General features: G+C 58.1%; 15 protein-coding genes and 1 riboswitch. Of the genes, 7 read left to right on the plus strand and 8 right to left on the minus strand.

The window, feature by feature from the left end:
* Positions 1–27: 27 nt before the first annotated feature.
* Positions 28–495 (plus strand): chemotaxis protein CheW, encoded by a 468-nt coding sequence (locus PMYSY11_RS02210; protein ID WP_069902465.1) that lies wholly within the window; start codon positions 28–30, stop codon positions 493–495.
* A 38-nt stretch (positions 496–533) separates the two neighbouring features.
* On the opposite strand, the gene PMYSY11_RS02215 is transcribed toward PMYSY11_RS02210, so the two are convergent.
* Complete coding sequence (locus PMYSY11_RS02215; protein WP_150548191.1) at positions 534–1,253, minus strand: 16S rRNA (uracil(1498)-N(3))-methyltransferase; 720 nt, start codon at positions 1,251–1,253, stop codon at positions 534–536.
* Positions 1,254–2,143: 890 nt separating this feature from the next.
* The gene (locus PMYSY11_RS02220; protein ID WP_150548192.1) at positions 2,144–3,550 is read right to left on the minus strand and encodes an adenosylmethionine--8-amino-7-oxononanoate transaminase; all 1,407 of its coding nucleotides are present in this window, start codon (positions 3,548–3,550) and stop codon (positions 2,144–2,146) included.
* Positions 3,551–3,824: 274 nt separating this feature from the next.
* On the opposite strand from PMYSY11_RS02220, the gene PMYSY11_RS02225 reads away from it, so the two are divergent.
* Together PMYSY11_RS02225 and PMYSY11_RS02230 are read left to right on the plus strand one after the other, a co-directional pair.
* Positions 3,825–4,370: a cytochrome b gene (locus PMYSY11_RS02225; protein WP_150548193.1), complete on the plus strand. Its 546-nt coding sequence runs from the start codon at positions 3,825–3,827 to the stop codon at positions 4,368–4,370.
* Between the two features lie 67 nt (positions 4,371–4,437).
* Complete coding sequence (locus PMYSY11_RS02230; protein WP_150548194.1) at positions 4,438–5,016, plus strand: YceI family protein; 579 nt, start codon at positions 4,438–4,440, stop codon at positions 5,014–5,016.
* A 293-nt stretch (positions 5,017–5,309) separates the two neighbouring features.
* Here PMYSY11_RS02230 and PMYSY11_RS02235 read toward each other — a convergent pair whose 3' ends face one another.
* The 3 genes from PMYSY11_RS02235 to ahcY all read right to left on the minus strand — a co-directional run bounded on the left by PMYSY11_RS02235 (position 5,310) and on the right by ahcY (position 9,791).
* The gene (locus tag PMYSY11_RS02235; protein WP_150548195.1) at positions 5,310–7,178 is read right to left on the minus strand and encodes an RNA helicase RhlE2; all 1,869 of its coding nucleotides are present in this window, start codon (positions 7,176–7,178) and stop codon (positions 5,310–5,312) included.
* A 296-nt stretch (positions 7,179–7,474) separates the two neighbouring features.
* Complete coding sequence (metF, locus tag PMYSY11_RS02240; RefSeq protein WP_069902471.1) at positions 7,475–8,320, minus strand: methylenetetrahydrofolate reductase [NAD(P)H]; 846 nt, start codon at positions 8,318–8,320, stop codon at positions 7,475–7,477.
* A 61-nt stretch (positions 8,321–8,381) separates the two neighbouring features.
* Positions 8,382–9,791 (minus strand): adenosylhomocysteinase, encoded by a 1,410-nt coding sequence (ahcY, locus tag PMYSY11_RS02245; RefSeq protein ID WP_069902472.1) that lies wholly within the window; start codon positions 9,789–9,791, stop codon positions 8,382–8,384.
* 24 nt (positions 9,792–9,815) lie between these two features.
* Positions 9,816–9,909: riboswitch (S-adenosyl-L-homocysteine riboswitch) on the minus strand.
* 140 nt (positions 9,910–10,049) lie between these two features.
* Here ahcY and PMYSY11_RS02250 point away from each other — a divergent pair.
* A complete protein-coding gene (locus PMYSY11_RS02250) occupies positions 10,050–10,670 on the plus strand; it encodes a TetR/AcrR family transcriptional regulator (RefSeq protein WP_090513777.1) in 621 nt (206 codons plus the stop codon).
* Positions 10,671–11,680: 1,010 nt separating this feature from the next.
* Here PMYSY11_RS02250 and preA read toward each other — a convergent pair.
* The 3 genes from preA to hydA all read right to left on the minus strand — a co-directional run bounded on the left by preA (position 11,681) and on the right by hydA (position 15,993).
* Positions 11,681–12,958 carry an NAD-dependent dihydropyrimidine dehydrogenase subunit PreA gene (gene preA / locus PMYSY11_RS02255; RefSeq protein ID WP_170827811.1) on the minus strand — a complete coding sequence of 426 codons (1,278 nt, stop codon included), beginning with the start codon at positions 12,956–12,958 and terminating at the stop codon, positions 11,681–11,683.
* Positions 12,955–14,322 (minus strand): NAD(P)-dependent oxidoreductase, encoded by a 1,368-nt coding sequence (locus tag PMYSY11_RS02260; RefSeq protein ID WP_150548196.1) that lies wholly within the window; start codon positions 14,320–14,322, stop codon positions 12,955–12,957. The genes preA and PMYSY11_RS02260 overlap by 4 nt, the downstream gene beginning before the upstream one ends.
* A gap of 231 nt (positions 14,323–14,553) precedes the next feature.
* A complete protein-coding gene (hydA, locus tag PMYSY11_RS02265) occupies positions 14,554–15,993 on the minus strand; it encodes a dihydropyrimidinase (protein WP_069902476.1) in 1,440 nt (479 codons plus the stop codon).
* A gap of 622 nt (positions 15,994–16,615) precedes the next feature.
* On the opposite strand from hydA, the gene PMYSY11_RS02270 reads away from it, so the two are divergent.
* The 3 genes from PMYSY11_RS02270 to PMYSY11_RS02280 all read left to right on the plus strand — a co-directional run bounded on the left by PMYSY11_RS02270 (position 16,616) and on the right by PMYSY11_RS02280 (position 19,901).
* Positions 16,616–18,106 (plus strand): NCS1 family nucleobase:cation symporter-1, encoded by a 1,491-nt coding sequence (locus PMYSY11_RS02270; protein WP_090513771.1) that lies wholly within the window; start codon positions 16,616–16,618, stop codon positions 18,104–18,106.
* Positions 18,107–18,132: 26 nt separating this feature from the next.
* Positions 18,133–19,416 carry a Zn-dependent hydrolase gene (locus tag PMYSY11_RS02275; protein ID WP_069902478.1) on the plus strand — a complete coding sequence of 428 codons (1,284 nt, stop codon included), beginning with the start codon at positions 18,133–18,135 and terminating at the stop codon, positions 19,414–19,416.
* Positions 19,417–19,514: 98 nt separating this feature from the next.
* Positions 19,515–19,901: an MAPEG family protein gene (locus tag PMYSY11_RS02280; protein ID WP_069902479.1), complete on the plus strand. Its 387-nt coding sequence runs from the start codon at positions 19,515–19,517 to the stop codon at positions 19,899–19,901.
* Positions 19,902–19,974: the final 73 nt, after the last annotated feature.

A 19,974-nucleotide genomic window follows, 5' to 3' on the forward strand; every position in this document is an offset into this window, starting at 1 on the left:
TGGGCCTGAGCCTAATAGGAAGTATTCATGAGTGAAGTCGCCCCACAAAACGCGGTTGAAAGCCTGACCGGCCTGGTGTTGCCCCTGGCTGACCGGCAGTTGCTGGTACCCAACGTCGCGTTGGCGGAACTGATTCCCTATCGCGCCCCGCAAACCACGGAAAACCAGCCGGACTGGCTGCTCGGGCGGTTGGCCTGGCGAGATCTGCAATTGCCGATGTTGTCGTTCGAGGCCGCGTCCAACGGGCAGGCAGAACTGGGCTCGGGTGCGCGGGTGGCGGTGCTCAACGCGTTGGGCGGGCGCGACAATGTCAAATTCATTGCGCTGGTGCTGCAAGGGATTCCGCGCTCGATGAAGATCGGTGCCGATGTGCCGCGTGCCGATGTCGAGTTGGCACCGCTGGAGCTGGATGCCGTGCAAGTCGGTACTGAGGTGCTGCGCATTCCCGATCTGGTAATGCTTGAGCAGAAACTGGCAGACGCCGGACTTATCTGAGTCGCGTCTGCCTATCTATTCGCGTTGAGTGGCGACTCTCAGAAGTCCCCCCACAATTGTTGCGCCACACTCAGCGCAACAACCGCAGCGGTTTCAGTGCGCAATACCCGTGGGCCCAAACGGGCTGCGTGGTAGCCGCTGGCCTTGGCTTGCTCGACCTCTGCATCAGACAAGCCGCCTTCCGGCCCAATCAGAAATGCCAGGCGGCTGGGCGCTGTATGCTCGGTGAGCGCCTGAGCGACTGGATGCAGCACCAGTTTCAAGTCGGCCTCGGTGCTTTGCAGCCACTCATCCAGCGTCACCGGGGCATTGAGTGTTGGCACCACCGAGCGCCCGCATTGCTCGCAAGCGCTAATCGCCACCTGCCGCCAGTGGGCCATGCGCTTGTCGGCGCGATCATCTTTCAGGCGCACCTCGCAGCGTTCGCTGACAATCGGCGTGATCTGGCTAACGCCAAGTTCAGTGGCTTTCTGGATCGCCCAGTCCATCCGCTCGCCGCGCGACATGCCTTGGCCCAGATGAATATTCAGCGTCGATTCAGGCATGCCCGGCAAGCATTCACGCAGCTCCACCGCCACAGTCTTTTTGCCCACCTCGGTGAGTTCACCCAAGTATTCGTTGCCGCTGCCATCAAACAACTGCACCGCATCGCCGACATTGTGACGCAACACCCGCGAAATATAGTGCGCCTGAGCCTCAGGCAGTTGATGGTGGCCGACAGACAACGGGGCATCGATAAAGAAACGGGATAGGCGCATGGACTTGGCTGCAAACTGGACGCAAGGGCCGCCAGTTTAACGTGTTTGCATTTACCACCGAAACGTAAACCGCAAACCAAGCCGGAAATCAAAAACGGAAATCAAAGGCGGAGGATGGATAGCCCCGAAGGAAGCAATCCGTCACGGCGATGCATGCATCGCCGCTTCTTCAAACCAAGGCCAAAGCCACACCACAGGCAAACACACAAATCCCCGCAAACCATCGTCAGCCATGACGGATCAACCTGCGGTTCATCCATCCTCCAAAGGCCAAGCCGGAAATCAACGGCTGGAGGATGGATAGCCCCGAAGGAGGCAATCCGTCACGGCGATGCAAGCATCGCCGCCTCTTCAACCCAAGCCCAAAGCCACATCACAAACAAACGCACAAATGCCTGCAACCCATCGTCAGTCATGACGGATCAACCTGCGGTTCATCCATCCTCCAAAGACCAAGCCGAAAATCAAAGTCCGGAGGATGGATAGCCCCGAAGGAGGCAATCCGTCACGGCGATGCACGCATCGCCGCCTCTTCAACCCAAGACCAAAGCCACATCACAAACAAACGCACAAATCCCCGCCACCCATCGTCAGCCATGACGGATCAACCTGCGGTTCATCCATCCTCCGCAAACCAAGCCGAGAATCGAAGGCGGAGGATGGATAGCCCCGAAGGAGGCAATCCGTCATGGCGATGCACGCATCGCCGCTTCTTCAACCCGAGGCTAAATCCACTTCACAGGCAAACACACAAACCCCGCCACCCATCGTCAGCCATGACGGATCAACCTGCGGTTCATCCATCCTCCGAAGACCAGGCCGGAAATCAAAGGCCGGAGGACGGATAGCCCCGAAGGAGGCAATCCGTCACGGCGATCTATGCGATCAACTCAACCCGGATCGCGGAACCCCGGGTAATCGGTATTGCCGGTCGGCACGCTGACTGAGGTGCGTGTGGCAATGTCGATGCCTTCGCTGGCGACATCGGCGAGAAAGTCGATCTGCTCCGGGGTAATCACATACGGCGGCAGGAAATACACCACGCTGCCCAGCGGGCGCAGCAAGGCGCCGCGCTCCAGTGCGTGCTGGTAGACCTTCATGCCGCGACGTTCCTGCCACGGATAGGCCGCTTTGCTGGCTTTGTCTTGCACCATCTCGATGGCCACAGCCATGCCGGTCTGGCGCACTTCGGCAACATTGGGGTGGTCAGCAAGGTGCGCGGTGGCATCGGCCATGCGTTTGGCCAGCGCTTTGTTGCGCTCGATGACGTTGTCTTCCTCGAAAATATCCAGTGTTGCCAGAGACGCAGCGCAGGCCAGCGGGTTGCCGGTGTAACTGTGCGAATGGAGGAAGGCGCGAAGCGTCGAGTAGTCGTCGTAGAACGCTTGATAAACCGTATCGGTGGTCAGACACGCGGCCAATGGCAGGTAACCGCCCGTCAGCGCCTTGGACAAGCACAGGAAGTCAGGACGGATACCGGCCTGCTCGCAGGCGAACATGGTGCCGGTGCGGCCAAAGCCGACCGCAATTTCGTCGTGGATCAGGTGCACGCCGTAACGGTCGCAGGCTTCGCGCAGCAGCTTGAGGTAGACCGGGTGATACATGCGCATACCACCCGCGCCCTGAATCAGCGGCTCGACAATAACCGCTGCCACCTCATGATGATGCTCGCTGAGGGTTTGCTCCATGCACTGGAACATGTTGCGCGAGTGTTCTTCCCAGCTCATGCCTTCGGGGCGCAGATAGCAGTCCGGGCTGGGCACTTTGATGGTGTCGAGCAGCAATGCTTTGTAGGTGTCGGTGAACAGGGCAACGTCACCGACCGACATCGCCGCAACGGTCTCGCCGTGGTAGCTATTGCTCAGGGTGACGAAGCGTTTCTTCTGCGGCTGGCCGACGTTCTGCCAGTAATGAAAGCTCATCTTCAGCGCAATCTCGATGCACGAAGAGCCATTGTCGGCGTAGAACACCCGGTCCAGTCCGGCCGGCGTCATGGCCACCAGTCGCTCGGACAATTCGATCACCGGCTGATGGCTGCAGCCCGCGAGAATCACATGCTCCAGCTGGTCGACCTGATCCTTGATACGCTGATTGATGCGTGGATTGGCGTGACCAAATACGTTCACCCACCAGGAGCTGACTGCATCCAGATAGCGTTTGCCGTCGAAGTCTTCCAGCCAGACCCCTTCGCCGCGCTTGATCGGAATCACCGGCAGGCGTTCGTGATCCTTCATTTGCGTACAGGGGTGCCAGAGCACAGCGAGGTCGCGCTGCATCCAGTGGTCATTTAAGCTCATTGTTGTGTTCTCCAAATCATCTGCCCCAAGCCTATCAGATGCGTGCGGGCGAGAGGGCATCACGCGCGGCCCTTTAAACACCGGCAAAAAGTGAATTTCTCAGACTTTGTGCTGAACTGAAAATGAAGCTGTGCATCCAATCTGCTCAAGCTGACTGATTGGTTTTACGCATCGTATTTCTCGATATTTCAAAGCAGTATTTTCTGCTTTTAATCGATTGGTTTGTTGCTAATCTTGCGCACAATTATCATTTACATAAATGCGGAGCCTATCAATGCAATGGCGTAACTCTCCAACGCGCTACGGTTTTGTCAGTGTCTCGTTGCACTGGCTGGTGGCGCTGGTGGTGTTCGGCTTGTTTGCGCTGGGTTACTGGATGGTTGGGCTGGACTACTACAGCAGCTGGTACACCAAGGCACCGGACATCCATAAAAGTGTCGGCCTGATTCTCTTCGCAGTCATGGTGCTGCGCGTTATCTGGCGCTGGGTCAGCCCACCGCCTGGCCATTTGGCCAGCCATGGTCCACTGACCCAGAAAGCCACGCGCTTCGGTCATGCCTTTCTGTACCTCGGCTTGTTTGTGTTGATGATCAGCGGATATCTGATCTCCACCGCAGAAGGCCGTGGAATTCCGGTGTTCGGCTGGTTCGAAGTACCGGCAACCCTGACCAGCATCCCCAATCAGGAGGATATTGCAGGGCTGGTGCATGAGTATCTGGCCTGGGCGCTGGTGATATTCGCAGGCGTTCACGGTTTGGCAGCATTGAAGCATCACTTTATTGATCGTGACACGACGCTCACTCGCATGCTGGGGCGTTGATTGGTAACACCATTGGCGCGCTGTGAGCTTTGCGCGCTTATTGAATACAAACACAAGGAGCACACTCATGCTGAAGAAAACACTCGCTGCACTGGCTATTGGCACTGCGTTGTTGGGTGCCGGTCAGGCGATGGCAGCGGATTACGCGCTCGATATCAAAGGTCAGCACGCATTCGTCAACTTCAAGGTTGGCCATCTTGGCTACAGCTACATCTACGGCTCGTTCAAAGAGTTCGATGGCAGCTTCAGCTATGACAGCAAGAATCCGGAAGCCAGCAAGATCAACGTCACCCTGAAAACCGAAAGCGTTGATACCAACAATGCCGAGCGTGACAAGCACATCCGCAGCGGTGACTTCCTCAACGTCAGCAAAAACCCGACCGCTACCTTCGAGTCGACTTCCGTCAAGTCAACTGGCGAAGGCATGGCCGATGTGACCGGTAACCTGACGCTCAATGGCGTAACCAAGCCAGTGGTAGTTGCTGCCAAGTTTGTGGGCGAAGGCGATGATCCGTGGGGCGGCTACCGTGCCGGTTTCGAAGGCACTACCACGATCAAGATGAAAGACTTCAACATCGAAAAAGACCTCGGCCCTGCTTCGCAAGAAGTTGAGCTGATCATCTCTTTCGAGGGCGTGCGCAAGTAAACTGCGCCGCAGAGCTTGAGCTAAACGCCCGGTGCATTGCATCGGGCGTTTTTGCATCTGCGGAGGATGGTTAACCCGCAGGGTAAACCGTCATATCGGTATTCGGGGTGTCGCGGGCGTGGCGTCTGGTTTTCGACATGCATTGCACCTGTGTTGATGTGGCGTGGAGCATGAATCGCTATGACGGATTGCGGCGCTGCGCCGCTATCCATCCTCCGGTTGTGCGGTGTGTTAACAACATGCACAAACAAAAACGCCGACTCGAAAGTCGGCGTTTTGCTGTTGCAGAAAAGCTAGCCGTTGTCGCGGTTACGCGTCAGCAGTGCAGGCTTTTCGCCACGTGGACGGCTGCTAGGCAGTTGGTCCAGTTGCTCTGGCGTTGGCAGGCGATCGCTGCGCGAGCCCTTGTGGATAATCACCGGGACTTTCTCTTGCGGGCGACGGGACTGACCCGGCTCCTGCAACGGACGATCTGCTGCACGATCCAGCGAGCGTGTGGTGTCGCGGTCACGCGGCGGACGCGAACGGCCTGAACCACCGCCGTTACGGCCTGACGACTGACCACCAGACGAACGCTTGCCTTGTGCGCCATTCGCGCCCGAAGGCTTGCGCGGGCCTTTGCTACGTGGCGCCTGGCCAGGTGTTGCGGCCGCAGCAGCTGCCGGTGCGCCTGGACGACGACCGCGGTTGTGCTGTGGCTTGTTCTGGTGCGGACTTACGTAGTCTGCACGGTTGCCGAAGTTATCAATCTCGTCATCAAGAAACTCGTCCGGCGCGCGGTCTGGAGGTAATGCGGGAATGGCGGCAACGGTGTTCGAGGAGCGGGCGTTGCGCGGCTGTTTGGCGCGGCCGCCAGCAGGCGCTGATTTGGCCCGGCCAGAGTCTTTGCCTTTATCGCGACGACCCGAACCGTGGCGCTCGCCGCCAGTTTTGGCCTCGGCACCGCCGGAGTTGTTGCGTGGGCCGCGCGGCTGGCGTGGCTCACGAACTTCCGGACGTTCGGCTTCAACTTTGCTCACGTCAAAACCGAGCAGATCACCATCAGGGATCTTCTGCTTGGTCATGCGCTCGATGCCTTTGAGCAGCTTCTCTTCGTCCGGAGCAACCAGCGAGATCGCCTCGCCGCTGCGACCGGCGCGGCCTGTACGGCCGATACGGTGTACGTAATCTTCTTCAACGTTTGGCAGTTCGAAGTTGACCACGTGCGGCAGTTGGTCGATATCCAGACCGCGCGCGGCGATATCGGTAGCAACCAGTACGCGTACTTTATTTGCCTTGAAGTCAGCCAGTGCCTTGGTGCGCGCATTCTGGCTCTTGTTGCCGTGAATCGCGACAGCTGGCAGAGCGTGCTTGTCGAGGTATTCGGCCAGACGGTTGGCACCGTGCTTGGTGCGGGTGAAAACCAGCACCTGTTCCCACGCGCCAGCGGTAATCAGGTGAGCGAGCAGGGCGCGCTTGTGGCTGGCCTGCAGGCGGAAAACGCGCTGTTCGATTCGCTCGACCGTGGTGTTCGGCGGCGTTACTTCAATGCGTTCCGGGTTGTGCAAAAGCTTGCCGGCAAGGTCGGTGATGTCTTTCGAGAACGTTGCCGAGAACAGCAGGTTCTGACGCTTGGCAGGCAGGCGCGCCAGGACTTTCTTGACGTCGTGGATGAAGCCCATGTCGAGCATGCGGTCGGCTTCGTCGAGCACCAGTGTCTCTACGTGGGACAGATCAATGCTGCCTTGACCGGCAAGGTCGAGCAGGCGACCCGGGCAGGCGACGAGTACGTCAACGCCTTTGGCCAGTGCCTGTACTTGCGGGTTCATGCCAACGCCGCCAAAGATGCAGGCGCTGACGAATTTCAAATCGCGGGCATACAGCTTGAAGCTGTCGTGCACCTGGGCGGCCAGTTCGCGGGTTGGTGTCAGCACCAGAACGCGCGGTTGCTTAGGGCCGTGGCGGTGTTCGCGGTCTGGGTGACCATTAGGGAACAAACGCTCAAGGATTGGCAGTGCGAAACCACCGGTCTTACCCGTACCTGTCTGTGCCGCAACCATCAGGTCACGACCTTGCAACGCGGCGGGGATAGCCCGCTGTTGCACCGGAGTTGGTTGGGTGTAGCCTGCGGACTCGACCGCACGGACTAAAGCCTCGGAGAGACCGAGGGAAGCAAAGGACATGTGAAATCCTGTCTAGTGAGGGCGCGTTGCCCTATGAGGTATATTGCCTGGCTTGAATCGCAACGTAATGAGCGTGCAATCCCGTCCGGTACTGCTGGTCTCTGAGGGGCCTAGCATCCGGGCGCAAGCCTGGCGGGAAGTCCCGAGTATAACAGAGCAGTGGGCAATTTTATCAATAGCCTGCTTAACGGTTCGCCAACACTGTTATGCAGGGCCGTTATAAAGCATTGTCTTCGAGCAACTGCTAAAGACTGCGGCCTAACCCGAGAGCAGGCCGCAGCGTCGCAAAGACTGAATCAGCGCGGCAGCTTCAGGTTGTTCCAAATCGCCAGGCTTGGCGCGGATTGGTTCAACGTATAGAAGTGCAGGCCCGGCGCGCCGCCTTGCAGCAGGCGTTCGCACATTTCAGTGATGACTTGCTCGCCATACGCCTGAATGCTCTCGATGTCGTCACCATAGGCTTCCAGCTGCTTGCGTACCCAGCGTGGAATCTCGGCGCCACAGGCGTCGGAGAAGCGTGCCAGCTTGCTGTAGTTGGTGATCGGCATGATGCCCGGCACGATTGGCAGGTCGATACCCATCTTGCGCACGCGGTCGACAAAGTAGAAGTAGCTGTCGGCGTTGAAGAAATACTGGGTAATCGCACTGTCGGCACCGGCTTTGGCCTTGCGCACGAAGTTGGCGATATCGTCTTCGAAATTGCGTGCCTGCGGATGCATCTCCGGGTAGGCGGCGATTTCGATGTGAAACTGATCGCCAGTCTCTTCACGAATGAAGCTCACCAGCTCGTTGGCATAGCGCAGCTCGCCGCTGGCCATGCCCATGCCGGATGGCAGGTCGCCACGCAGGGCAACGATGCGCTTGATGCCTGCGTCTTTGTACAGAGCCAACAGCTCGCGCAACTCAGCCTTGCTGTCGCCAACGCACGAAAGGTGCGGAGCGGTTTCTACTTTGATCTCGCCGTCGAGTTGCAGCACGGTGTTCAGTGTGCGGTCGCGGGTCGAGCCGCCTGCGCCATAGGTGCAGGAGAAGAAATCTGGGTTATAGGTGGCCAGCTCGCGGGCAGTTGCCAGCAGCTTTTCGTGGCCGGCTTCGGTCTTGGTCGGGAAGAACTCGAAGCTGTAACGGCGTTCTTTACTCATCAGAAGATTCCATCTTGAACGCGCGCTGGCAGCGCTCTCACACTGCCAGCGCGCGGACTGATTAGTAGCGGTAAGCGTCTGGCTTGAATGGGCCTTCAACGGTAACGCCGATGTAGTCGGCCTGGGTCTTGGTCAGCTTGGTAACAACGCCACCGAAGCCTTTAACCATTTCCAGAGCCACTTCTTCGTCGAGTTTCTTCGGCAGTACTTCAACTGTCAGGCGCTCGGCTTTCTGAGCGGCTGGAAGGTCGGCGTACTTCTGGCCGAACAGGAAGATCTGCGCCAGAACCTGGTTGGCGAACGAGCCATCCATGATGCGGCTCGGGTGGCCAGTGGCGTTACCCAGGTTCACCAGACGGCCTTCGGCCAGCAGGATCAGGTAGTCATCGTTCTGCGCGTCAAAGCTGCCAGCGCCGGTACGGTGGATCTTGTGTACCTGCGGCTTAACTTCTTCCCATGCCCAGTTCTTGCGCATGAAAGCGGTGTCAATTTCGTTGTCGAAGTGGCCGATGTTGCACACCACTGCGCGCTTCTTCAGAGCCTTGAGCATGCCCGCGTCACACACGTTGGCGTTGCCGGTGGTGGTTACGATCAGGTCGATCTTGCCCAGCAGTGCTTTGTCGATGCAGGCGTCGGTGCCGTCGTTGAGGCCGTCGATGTACGGGGAAACCAGCTCGAAGCCGTCCATGCAGGCTTGCATGGCGCAGATTGGATCGATCTCGGAAACCTTGACGATCATGCCTTCCTGGCGCAGCGACTGAGCCGAACCTTTACCTACGTCACCGTAGCCGATGACCAGCGCTTGCTTGCCGGACAACAGGTGATCGGTGCCGCGCTTGATGGCGTCGTTGAGGCTGTGACGGCAACCGTACTTGTTGTCGTTCTTGCTCTTGGTGACCGAGTCGTTGACGTTGATTGCCGGGATTTTCAGCTCGCCCTTGGCCAGCATGTCCAGCAGGCGGTGAACGCCGGTGGTGGTTTCTTCGGTCACGCCGTGGATTTTGTCCAGCATGGCCGGGTATTTCTTGTGCAGGATTTCGGTCAGGTCGCCGCCGTCGTCGAGGATCATGTTGGCGTCCCAAGGTTGGCCATCCTTGAGGATGGTTTGCTCGATGCACCACTCGTACTCTTCTTCGGTTTCGCCTTTCCAGGCAAATACCGGAATACCGGCCGCCGCGATGGCAGCAGCAGCCTGATCCTGAGTCGAGAAAATGTTGCACGAAGACCAGCGCACTTCAGCGCCCAGAACTACCAGTGTTTCGATCAACACGGCAGTCTGGATGGTCATGTGGATGCAACCGATGATCTTCGCGCCTTTAAGCGGCTGTTCGCCGGCATACTTGCGGCGCAGGCCCATCAGAGCCGGCATTTCGGATTCGGCGATGATGGTTTCGCGGCGGCCCCAGGCGGCCAGCGAAATATCGGCGACTTTAAAGTCGGTAAAACCTTCAGGCGTCATAACAGCGCTCATAAAATGAGTTCTCCATTCGTTGTCTGCGAATGGGCGCCGTTGATGCGTATGGTTAACGCCCCATCCGAGCCTGACAAACCGCTGAGAAACAGGGTCTGCTGCAGCGCCCCTCGGACAGGTGGCGGGCGTGAGCAAAGCGGAGTTGCTCACGAAAAACCGGCCAATTATAGCGACCTGAACGCTTTTGCCCAAGGCTTTCCGTCGCTCTGTTTGAAAGCAGATGATAGCCTTGGCTCACTGCCTCGTAATGGACACAGCATGGCCAACCACAAGATCGAAATTCGCCGGCGCAATACCGAGAAAATCCTCCTCGCTGCCGAGAAGATTTTTTCCGAGAAAGGCTACGGCGGCGCCTCGATGGGCGACATCGCCGAGGAAGTCGGGCTGCCACGTTCCAATCTGCATTACTACTTCAGCACCAAAGACGACCTGTATCGCGCTGTCCTCCTCGATTTGCTCGAGGTGTGGAAGCAGGATGCGCTGTGCTTCGAGATGTTTGACGATCCACGAGTGGTGCTCAGCAGTTACATTCGGGCGAAAATGACCCACTCGCGCACCCGTCCGCACGGCTCCAAGGTTTGGGCCAACGAGATTATTCACGGCGCCCCGATGCTCGGTGACGAACTGGATAAAAGCCTCTACGACTGGGCGAAAATGAAAGAGGCGAAAATCCGTCAGTGGGTTGAAGACAAACGAATATTGGCGGTCGAGCCTTCGAGCTTGCTGTACATGATCTGGGCCTCAACCCAGCATTACGCCGATTTCAGTCATCAGGTGAAAGTGCTCAATGACCATCAGGCGCTGAGCGAGATGCAATTTGAGAAAGCCGTGCAAACCATCACCACCGTGATACTCCGTGGCATCGGGCTTGAGCCCTGAAGTTCGCTTTAGGGCTGCTGCTCACATCTGTTAGACCGCCATGACGGATTAACCTGCGGTTTATCCATCCTCCGTCGGGAGCGTTCCGCGCCTTACGATACACGGAGGATGGATAGCCCCTGCGGGGCAATCCGTCAGGCGATGTTGGCCACACCGAATAATTTCCCGCGAAGGACTCTCATCGCCACCGCCGCGCGAGAAATCGAACGCAAAAACGATCGCAATTCACATCTCGTAGGTCGCCATGACGGATTAACCTGCGGTTTATCCATCCTCCGTCGGGAGCGTTCCCGCGCCATACGACACCCGGAGGATGGATAGCCCCTGCGGGGCAATCCGTCAGGCGATATTGGCCACACCGCAAAATTCCCCGCGAAGGATTTTTACCGTCACCACCGCGCGAGAAATCGAACGCAAAGACGATCGCAATTCACATCGCGAAGACCGCCATGACGGATTAACCTGCGGTTTATCCATCCTCCGTCGGGAGCATTGCCGCGCCACACGACACCCGGAGGATGGATAGCCCCGATGGGGCAATCCGTCGGGCGATGTTGGCCACACCGCAAAATTCCTCGCGAGAGGTTTTCACCGCCACCACCGCGCGAAAATCGAACCCAAAGATGAGCGCAAATCACATCGCGCAGATCGCCATGACGGATTAACCTGCGGTTTATCCATCCTCCGTCGGGACGCATTGCCGCGCCTTACGACACCCGGAGGATGGATAGCCCCTGCGGGGCATTCCGTCAGGCGATATTGGCCACGCCGCAAAATTTCCCGCGAAGGATTTTCACCGCCACCGCCGCGCGAAAAATCGAACGCAAAGACGATCGCAATTCACATCGCGCAGATCGCCATGACGGATTAACCTGCGGTTTATCCATCCTCCGTCGGGAACATTCCCGCGCCATACGACACCCGGAGGATGGATAGCCCCTTTGGGGCAATCCGTCGGGCGATGTTGGTTACACCGCATAATTCCCTGCGAGGGGTTTACTCCACCATAACTAACTCGCCACCCGGTACGGGTTTCTTGGGTCTTCATTCCAGTTGAGATACGGCTTGCCGGTGTCTTGCACGACCATTTCGATGCAGTCATCGACCGGGCAGGTGATTTGGCAGAGGTTGCAGCCGACGCATTCGTCGTCGATCACTTCGTATTTGTGGGTGCCGTCCTCCTGTTTGAGGCTTGCAATGGCTTGGTGTGAAGTGTCTTCGCAGGCGATGTGGCAGCGGCCGCAACCGATGCAGGCGTCCTGGTCGATCTTGGCGATGACCTGATAATTAATGTCCAGGTACTTCCAGTCGGTGGTGTTGCCGACTGCGCGGCCGGAGAAGTCATTGAGGCTGGTGTAACCCTTCGAGTCCATCCAGCGTGACAGTCCGTCTTTCATGTCTTCAACAATGCGGAAGCCGTGCAGCATCGCGGCGGTGCAAACCTGTACGGCGCCGCAACCGAGGGCGACGAACTCAGCGGCGTCGCGCCAGGTGCCGATGCCGCCGATACCGCAAATCGGCAAGCCTCTGGTTTCCGGGTCGCGGGCGATTTCGGCAACCATGTTCAGGGCAATGGGCTTAACCGCTGCGCCGCAATAACCGCCGTGGGTGCTTTGGCTGCCGACAATCGGGTGCGCGACCATCATGTCGAGGTCGATGCTGGTGATCGAGTTGATGGTATTGATCAGCGACACCGCATCGGCGCCGCCGCGATGAGCTGCGCGGGCTGATAAGCGCACATCGGTAATGTTCGGGGTGAGTTTGACGATTACCGGCAGCGAGCTGTAGGTCTTGCACCAGCGCGTGACCATCTCGACGTACTCGGGAACCTGGCCAACTGCTGCGCCCATTCCGCGTTCAGGCATGCCGTGCGGGCAACCGAAATTGAGTTCAATGCCGTCCGCGCCGGTGGCTTCGACCAGCGGCAAAATGTACTTCCACGACTCCTCAACGCACGGCACCATCAGCGAGACGATCAGTGCGCGATCCGGCCAGTCCTTTTTAACCTGAGTGATTTCGCGCAGGTTGATTTCCAGCGAGCGGTCGGTGATCAGTTCGATATTGTTGATGCCCATCACTTCGCGGTTAGGGCCGTACAGCGCCGAGTAACGCGATGACACGTTGACTGCCGCCGGGTCTTCGCCGAGGGTTTTCCAGACCACGCCGCCCCAGCCAGCCTCGTAGGCGCGCACTACGTTGTAGGCTTTATCGGTCGGTGGCGCAGATGCCAGCCAGAACGGGTTGGGGGATTTGATGCCAGCGAATTCAATAGAGAGATCGGCCATTATGCAGCCTCCACTTTCAGCGAGAGGGTTGAGTGAATGGCCTCGGCAGCCAGTTTGCCATGCTGTACGGCTTGCACCGTCAGGTCTTGATCGAGTGAGGTGCAATCGCCACCGGCGTATACGCCGGCAATGCTGGTGCGCAGGTTTTCATCAACCCAGATTCGCTCGCCTGCACGCTTGAGTTCTGCGGCCAGCGGGTCGCTCAGCGAGTTGTTGTCGAAGGCCTGTCCGATGGCTTTGAAAATGGCGTCAGCCGCCAGCTCGAACGTCTCGCCGGTCGTGCTCAGCCGGCCGTTTTCCATACGGGTTTTGGCGAAGCGCATACCGCGCACCTTGCCGGCATCATCCAGCAGCACGGCTTCCGGTTGCGCCCATGTCAGCAGGCGCACCTGATTATCCTTGGCGATGTGCTGTTCGTGACCGGTGGCGCCCATGTCGCTGAGGCCGCGGCGATAAACCAGATTGACGTCCCGCGCGCCTAGCTTGGCCATTTGCACGGCCATGTCGATCGCCGTGTTGCCTGCGCCCAGCACGATGCAGCGATTGGCGACCGGCAATTGGCTGAGGTCATCGGTTTGGCGCAGTTCGCGGATATAGTCGGTCGCGGCCATCAAACCGGCGGCGTTTTCATCCGTCAGCCCCAGCTGTTTGCTGGCTGCCAAGCCGAGCCCGAGAAATACACTGTCAAACTGCTGGTGCAGTTCTGTCAGGGTCAGATTGTCACCGAGTTTTTGCCCGTGACGAATCTCGATGCCGCCGATTTGCAGAAGGAAGTCGACTTCCTTCTGCGCGAAGTCATCGACCAGTTTGTATTTGGCAATGCCGTATTCGTTGAGCCCGCCGGACTTCTCGCGGGCCTCGAAAATCACCACTTCATGGCCATGCATCGCCAGCCGGTGCGCGCACGACAACCCGGCCGGGCCTGCGCCAACTACGGCAATGCGCTTGCCGGTTGCGGCTGAGCGTTTGAATGGGTGTTCGCTGAACTGGGCGTTATCAATCGCGTAGCGTTGCAGCAAACCGATCAGCACCGGCGCGCACTCTTTTTCGTTGTTGCGCACACAGGCTTGCTGGCAGAGGATTTCGGTCGGACACACCCGCGCGCAACTGCCTCCCAGAATGTTTGCCGAGAGAATGGTTTGCGCAGCGCCGGTGACGTTGTCATGGCTGATGCTGCCGATGAACGACGGAATGTCGATGTCGCTCGGGCAGGCATTGATGCACGGTGCGTCGTAGCAATACAGGCAACGAGCACTTTCCAGCGCAGCCTGGCGAGCATTGAGCGGCGGTGCCAGATCGCTGAAATTTTTCGCCAGTTCAGTGGCGTCTGCATCCGGGCGAGGGAGGTGGCTGAGTGTGTCTATCACGGGTTAATGCCTCACGGTTTTGTGATTGTTATCAAGGCGGCTGGCCGGCAAATGAGGGGCTAAAACCTCGCCTTGGTGGCCAGCTGCCTTGTGGGCAGTCAATTCGTTGATAAGTGGCGCCAAACCTCTTGGGGTTTGTCCGCCTTTGCTCTTTGCTCTTTGCGTCTTTGTGGTGTGTCAGTGCGCCTTTGCAAATGGGCGCCTTTCTGGCGGCGCCCTTTCTAAGCGTGCTCAGCGTTTTACCGAGGTCGGGCGCTGGTGTTCGGCGCGCTTGCTGAGTAAGTCGAAAACGGCCGGGTATGCCGGGCGCTCGATATAGCGTCCGGCACCGCGCTCGGCACGCAGATCACCGTCGGCCCAGACCAGGCGGCCTTGGCTGATGGTGTGGCTGGGTACGCCGCGCACGGTTTTGCCTTCGAATATGTTGAAGTCGACTTGCTGGTGATGGGTTTTCGCCGAGATGGTGCGCGTACCTTGCGGGTCCCAGAGCACCAAGTCTGCGTCGGCGCCGACACGGATTGCGCCTTTGCGCGGAAACAGATTGAAGATTTTGGCGGTGTTGGTGGACGTCAGGGCGACGAAGTCATGCATCGACAATTTGCCGCTGTTGACCCCTTCATCCCAGAGCACGGCCATGCGGTCTTCAATACCGGCGGTGCCGTTGGGGATCTTGCTGAAATCGTCTTTTCCCGCCGCTTTTTGTTCGGCGCAGAAGCAGCAGTGGTCGGTGGCTGTGGTGTGCAGATTGCCGGACTGTAAGCCTTGCCACAGTGCTTCTTGGTGGCCGCGCGGACGGAACGGTGGGCTCATCACGTAGCCTGCCGCTTTTTGCCAGTCCGGATCGCGGTAAACGCTGTCATCGAGCAACAAGTGTCCGGCCAGTACTTCACCGTAAACCGGCTGGCCCTTGGCGCGTGCGTAGGTGATTTCATCCAGCGCTTCGCGGGTTGAAACGTGCACCAGGTACAGCGGAGTGCCGAGTGTTTCGGCAATGCGAATGGCGCGGCTGGCGGCTTCGCCTTCCACTTGCGAAGGGCGCGACAGCGGGTGGGCTTCCGGGCCGGTTAAGCCCTGAGCCAGCAATTTCTGTTGCAGGTGGTAAACCAGCTCGCCGTTCTCGGCGTGCACAGTGGGCACGGCGCCGAGTGACAGGCAGCGCTCGAAACTGGCGACGAGGGTGTCGTCGGCCGCCATGATCGCGTTTTTATACGCCATGAAATGCTTGAAGCTGTTGACCCCGTGCTTGCTCACCAGCTCTTCCATCTCGGCGCTGACTTGTTCGCTCCACCACGTGACCGCGACATGAAAGCCATAATCCGAGGCGGATTTTTCAGCCCAGCCGCGCCATTGATGAAAGGCCTCAAGCAGCGATTGCTGCGGGTTGGGGATAACGAAATCGATGATTGATGTGGTGCCGCCGGCAAGGCCTGCTGCGGTGCCGCTGAAGAAGTCTTCACTGGCAACGGTGCCCATGAACGGCAGTTGCATGTGAGTGTGCGGGTCGATGCCGCCTGGCATCAGATACTGGCCGCTGCCATCGAGAACCTCGCAACCTGCCGGTGCGTCGAGGTTTTCACCAATCGCCTGAATCAGACCGTCCGCGCATAGGACATCGGCGCTGTAGCTTTCTTCATGGGTTAGCACCGTGGCGCCGCGGATCAATAAAGCCATAGCAAATTCCTCTCAGGCTGGCCGATGCGTGTCGGCTCTTGGATTTATCTGGAAGCATCTGGCAGTGGCTCGATTTAATCCTGTCACTGCTGTCAGGAATAGAACTTAGTAGCAGTTTGGGAAATGATCAAGATTATTTTTTAATCAATTACTTTGTTAATAAGTATATGAAAAATAACGATATTTTATGTAAATCACCAAAATGGATCGGCAGCTCACCATTTTGACGCACTTGACAGGTTGTCAAAATGAGCGAGATTTCCTATGCAAAATCAGCGATTTAAACCGGCGGGATTGAGCGCTGTGCAGGTTTGAAAAAAATATGCCTGCACCACTTTGAATCCTGACTGTGCAGACAACCTGTAGAAACACGCTTCAATTGATCGGGTTGGTGCTGATTTGGAAGCCAAGATTTTTTATAAAAGGATTATTAATCAGCGCGTTAGAGGAATAACTGGTGATTTGAGGGGCGCAGAACATGGTTTTAGGCACGCTTATTGAGTGTCGCAGCAGTCATGTTCGTCGGCCTCGCAACGCCATTTGGCACCGCAGCAGATCGAAGAACTCCGGCCATCGTGTAGCCCGATGAGCTAATAACAATCAAAAAAATCTGGAGAAGCCCATGCAACAAAGCAGATCGGAAGTCACAGAGCGTGATGGCTTGTATGAGTTAGAGGCGGGCAGTGACGTCCTCGACAGCCCTCGATTCAACCACGACATCGCACCGACCAAGGTGCATGAGCGAACCTGGAACAAATGGCACATCACCGCGCTTTGGGTCGGTATGTCGATCTGCGTACCGACCTACACCTTGGGTGGTGTGCTGACGGCCTACTTCGGGCTGTCGGTCGGGGAAGCGCTGTTGGCCATTTTGCTCGCCAACATCGTGGTGCTGATCCCGCTCACACTCAACGCATTCCCCGGTACCAAGTACGGCATTCCCTTTCCGGTATTACTTCGCTCCTCGTTCGGCATCATTGGCTCCAACGTGCCCTGTTTGATTCGGGCAGTGGTGGCGTGCGGCTGGTTCGGCATTCAGACCATGTTCGGCGGGCTGGCGATTCACCTGTTTCTGGGCTCGATTTTCGAGGGTTGGAAAGCCCTTGGCGGCACCGGTGAGGTGATTGGTTTCATGATCTTCTGGGTGCTCAACCTGTGGGTTGTACTGCGCGGTGCCGAGTCGATCAAATGGCTGGAAACGCTTTCTGCACCGTTGCTGGTGCTGGTGGGTGCCGGCTTGCTGGTATGGGCGCTGCCCAACGTGTCGATGAGCGAATTGCTCGCACAACCGCCCAAGCGTCCTGAAGGGGCAAGTGTGGTCGGTTACTTCATGGCCGGTTTGACCGCGATGGTCGGGTTCTGGGCGACATTGTCGTTGAACATCCCGGACTTCAGTCGCTACGCGAAAAGCCAGAAAGACCAGATTGTCGGCCAGATAATCGGCCTGCCGCTGACCATGTTCCTGTTTGCCGCGCTGGGTGTGGTGATGACCGCTGCATCGGCTTCGCTGGTTGGCGAAACCGTGTCGGATCCGGTCAGCCTGATCGGCCATATCCAGAGCCCGGGCTGGGTGGCAGTGGCGATGGCGTTGATTATCGTGGCGACGCTTTCTACCAACACCGCCGCCAACATCGTATCGCCCACCAATGACTTCCAGAACATTGCGCCCAAGCTGATCAACCGCACCAAGGCGGTGTTGATCACAGGCTTTGTCGGTCTGGGTTTGATGGGCCATGAGCTGCTTAAAAAACTCGGCTGGATTGTCTCTGACGTCAGCCTCGAAAGCGTTTATTCAAACTGGCTGCTGGGTTACTCAAGCCTGCTCGGGCCTATCGCCGGGATCATGGTGGCGGATTACTTCCTGATCAAGAAACAGCGTCTGGATCTGGCGGGCCTGTACCGCGACGACGTTTATCCGGCCTGGAACTGGATGGGTTTTGCCGCCTTCGTATTGCCTGTTCTGCTGACCCTGATGTCACTGGGCAGTCCTGCATTCAGCTGGTTCTACGATTATGGCTGGTTCACCGGCTCGGCACTCGGCGGGCTGATCTATTTCGGCTTGTGCAGCGCCAATAGCTCGCGCACTGCCGTTGTCGCCAAACCGTCACTCTAAAACTCAGAATCGACAGAGAGGTATTTATGACCGCTGCCCAGGCTGTTTTGCAATCCACTGATCAGCACATCAATAGCGAGCGTTTATGGCAATCGTTGATGGAGTTGGCCCAGCTCGGCGCGACGCCCAAAGGCGGCGTATGCCGCCTGGCCCTGACCGATCTCGACCGCCAGGCCCGCGATTTATTCGTCAAGTGGTGTGAGGCTGCCGGGTGCAGCGTAACGGTGGACGGTGTCGGCAATATTTTTGCCCGTCGCCCCGGACGTAATCCCAATTTGCCGCCGGTGATGACCGGCAGTCACATCGACACGCAGCCTACGGGCGGCAAGTTCGATGGTTGCTTTGGCGTCATGGCCGGCGTCGAGGTGCTGCGTACCTTGAACGATCTGGGCATTGAAACCGAAGCGCCGCTGGAAGTGGTGGTGTGGACCAACGAGGAAGGCTCGCGTTTCGCGCCGTGCATGATGGGCTCCGGGGTATTCGCCAGCAAATTCACTCTGGAGGAAACTCTGGCCAAGCGTGATGCCGATGGCGTGACGGTGGGTGAGGCGCTTAACGCTATCGGTTATGCCGGTAGCCGCGCCGTTACCGGCCACGCCGTGGGCGCCTACTTTGAAGCGCACATCGAACAGGGGCCGATTCTTGAGGATGAAGAGAAAACCATCGGTGTGGTGCTGGGTGCGTTGGGGCAAAAGTGGTTCGACCTGACCTTGCGCGGCGTTGAAGCGCACGCTGGCCCAACGCCGATGCATTTGCGCAAAGACGCGCTGGTTGGCGCGGCGGCCGTGGTCGCGGCAGTAAACCGCATTGCACTTGAGCATCAGCCGCACGCCTGTGGCACCGTCGGTTGCCTGCAGGCGTATCCGGGTTCGCGTAACGTGATTCCGGGCGAGGTGCGCATGACACTGGATTTCCGTCATCTTGAGCCGGAGCGTCTGGATTCGATGATCGCGCAGGTGCGCAAAGTGATCGAGACCACCAGCGCCGAGCATGGTTTAAGCGTCGAGCTGACGCCGACGGCAGACTTCCCGCCGCTGTATTTTGATGAGGTCTGTGTGGATGCCGTGCGCAGTGCTGCGCAAGGGCTGGGCATGTCGCACATGGACATCGTCAGCGGCGCCGGCCACGACGCGATTTTTCTCGCGGAGCTGGGCCCGGCCGGGATGATTTTCGTGCCGTGCGAGGGCGGTATCAGCCATAACGAAATCGAAAACGCCGCGCCAAGCGACTTGGCAGCAGGTTGTGCGGTGCTGTTGCGCGCCATGTTGCGCGCCTCGGCGGCCATTGCCAGCGGCAAACTGGCGGCATGATTGGCGCTTTTGCCTTGTGATTGAAGGAGAACGGTCATGGACGACCGTTCGTCGCTAGCGCACTCTAGCTAATCCTTCTATTCGAGCGCGGAGTGTCCATGACAATTGCCTTCTGGTGTGTACTGATAGCCCTGTTTTTACCCTACTTGGCGACTGTCTCGGCCAAGGCTGCCAGCGGCGGCTTCAGCCCGCGTCACAACCATGACCCACGGGCGCATCTGGGCAGCGTCGAAGGACTCGCGCGGCGGGCCAATAACGCTCAGCTGAATGGCTTCGAAGTGACCCCTGCATTTGCTGCAGCGGTGATTATTGCTCACTTGGCGGGTGGCGCCGAGCAAGGCTTGATCGACCAACTGGCCATCGCGTTTGTAATCAGTCGTCTGGTTTATCTGGTCTGCTACCTGGCCGACTGGGCGCCTCTGCGTTCGTTGGTTTGGTTCGTCAATATGGGCCTGATTATCAGCCTGTTTGTGGTGTCTGCCTGAGTTTCAACACACCAAACTGAGCGCTAGCTGTCTTCGCTGTGGGGTGTGCGTGCAGGCTCAATAGTTTGTTGCG

It is taken from the genome of Pseudomonas marincola, assembly GCF_900682675.2.
GTDB classification, from domain to species: domain Bacteria; phylum Pseudomonadota; class Gammaproteobacteria; order Pseudomonadales; family Pseudomonadaceae; genus Aquipseudomonas; species Aquipseudomonas marincola.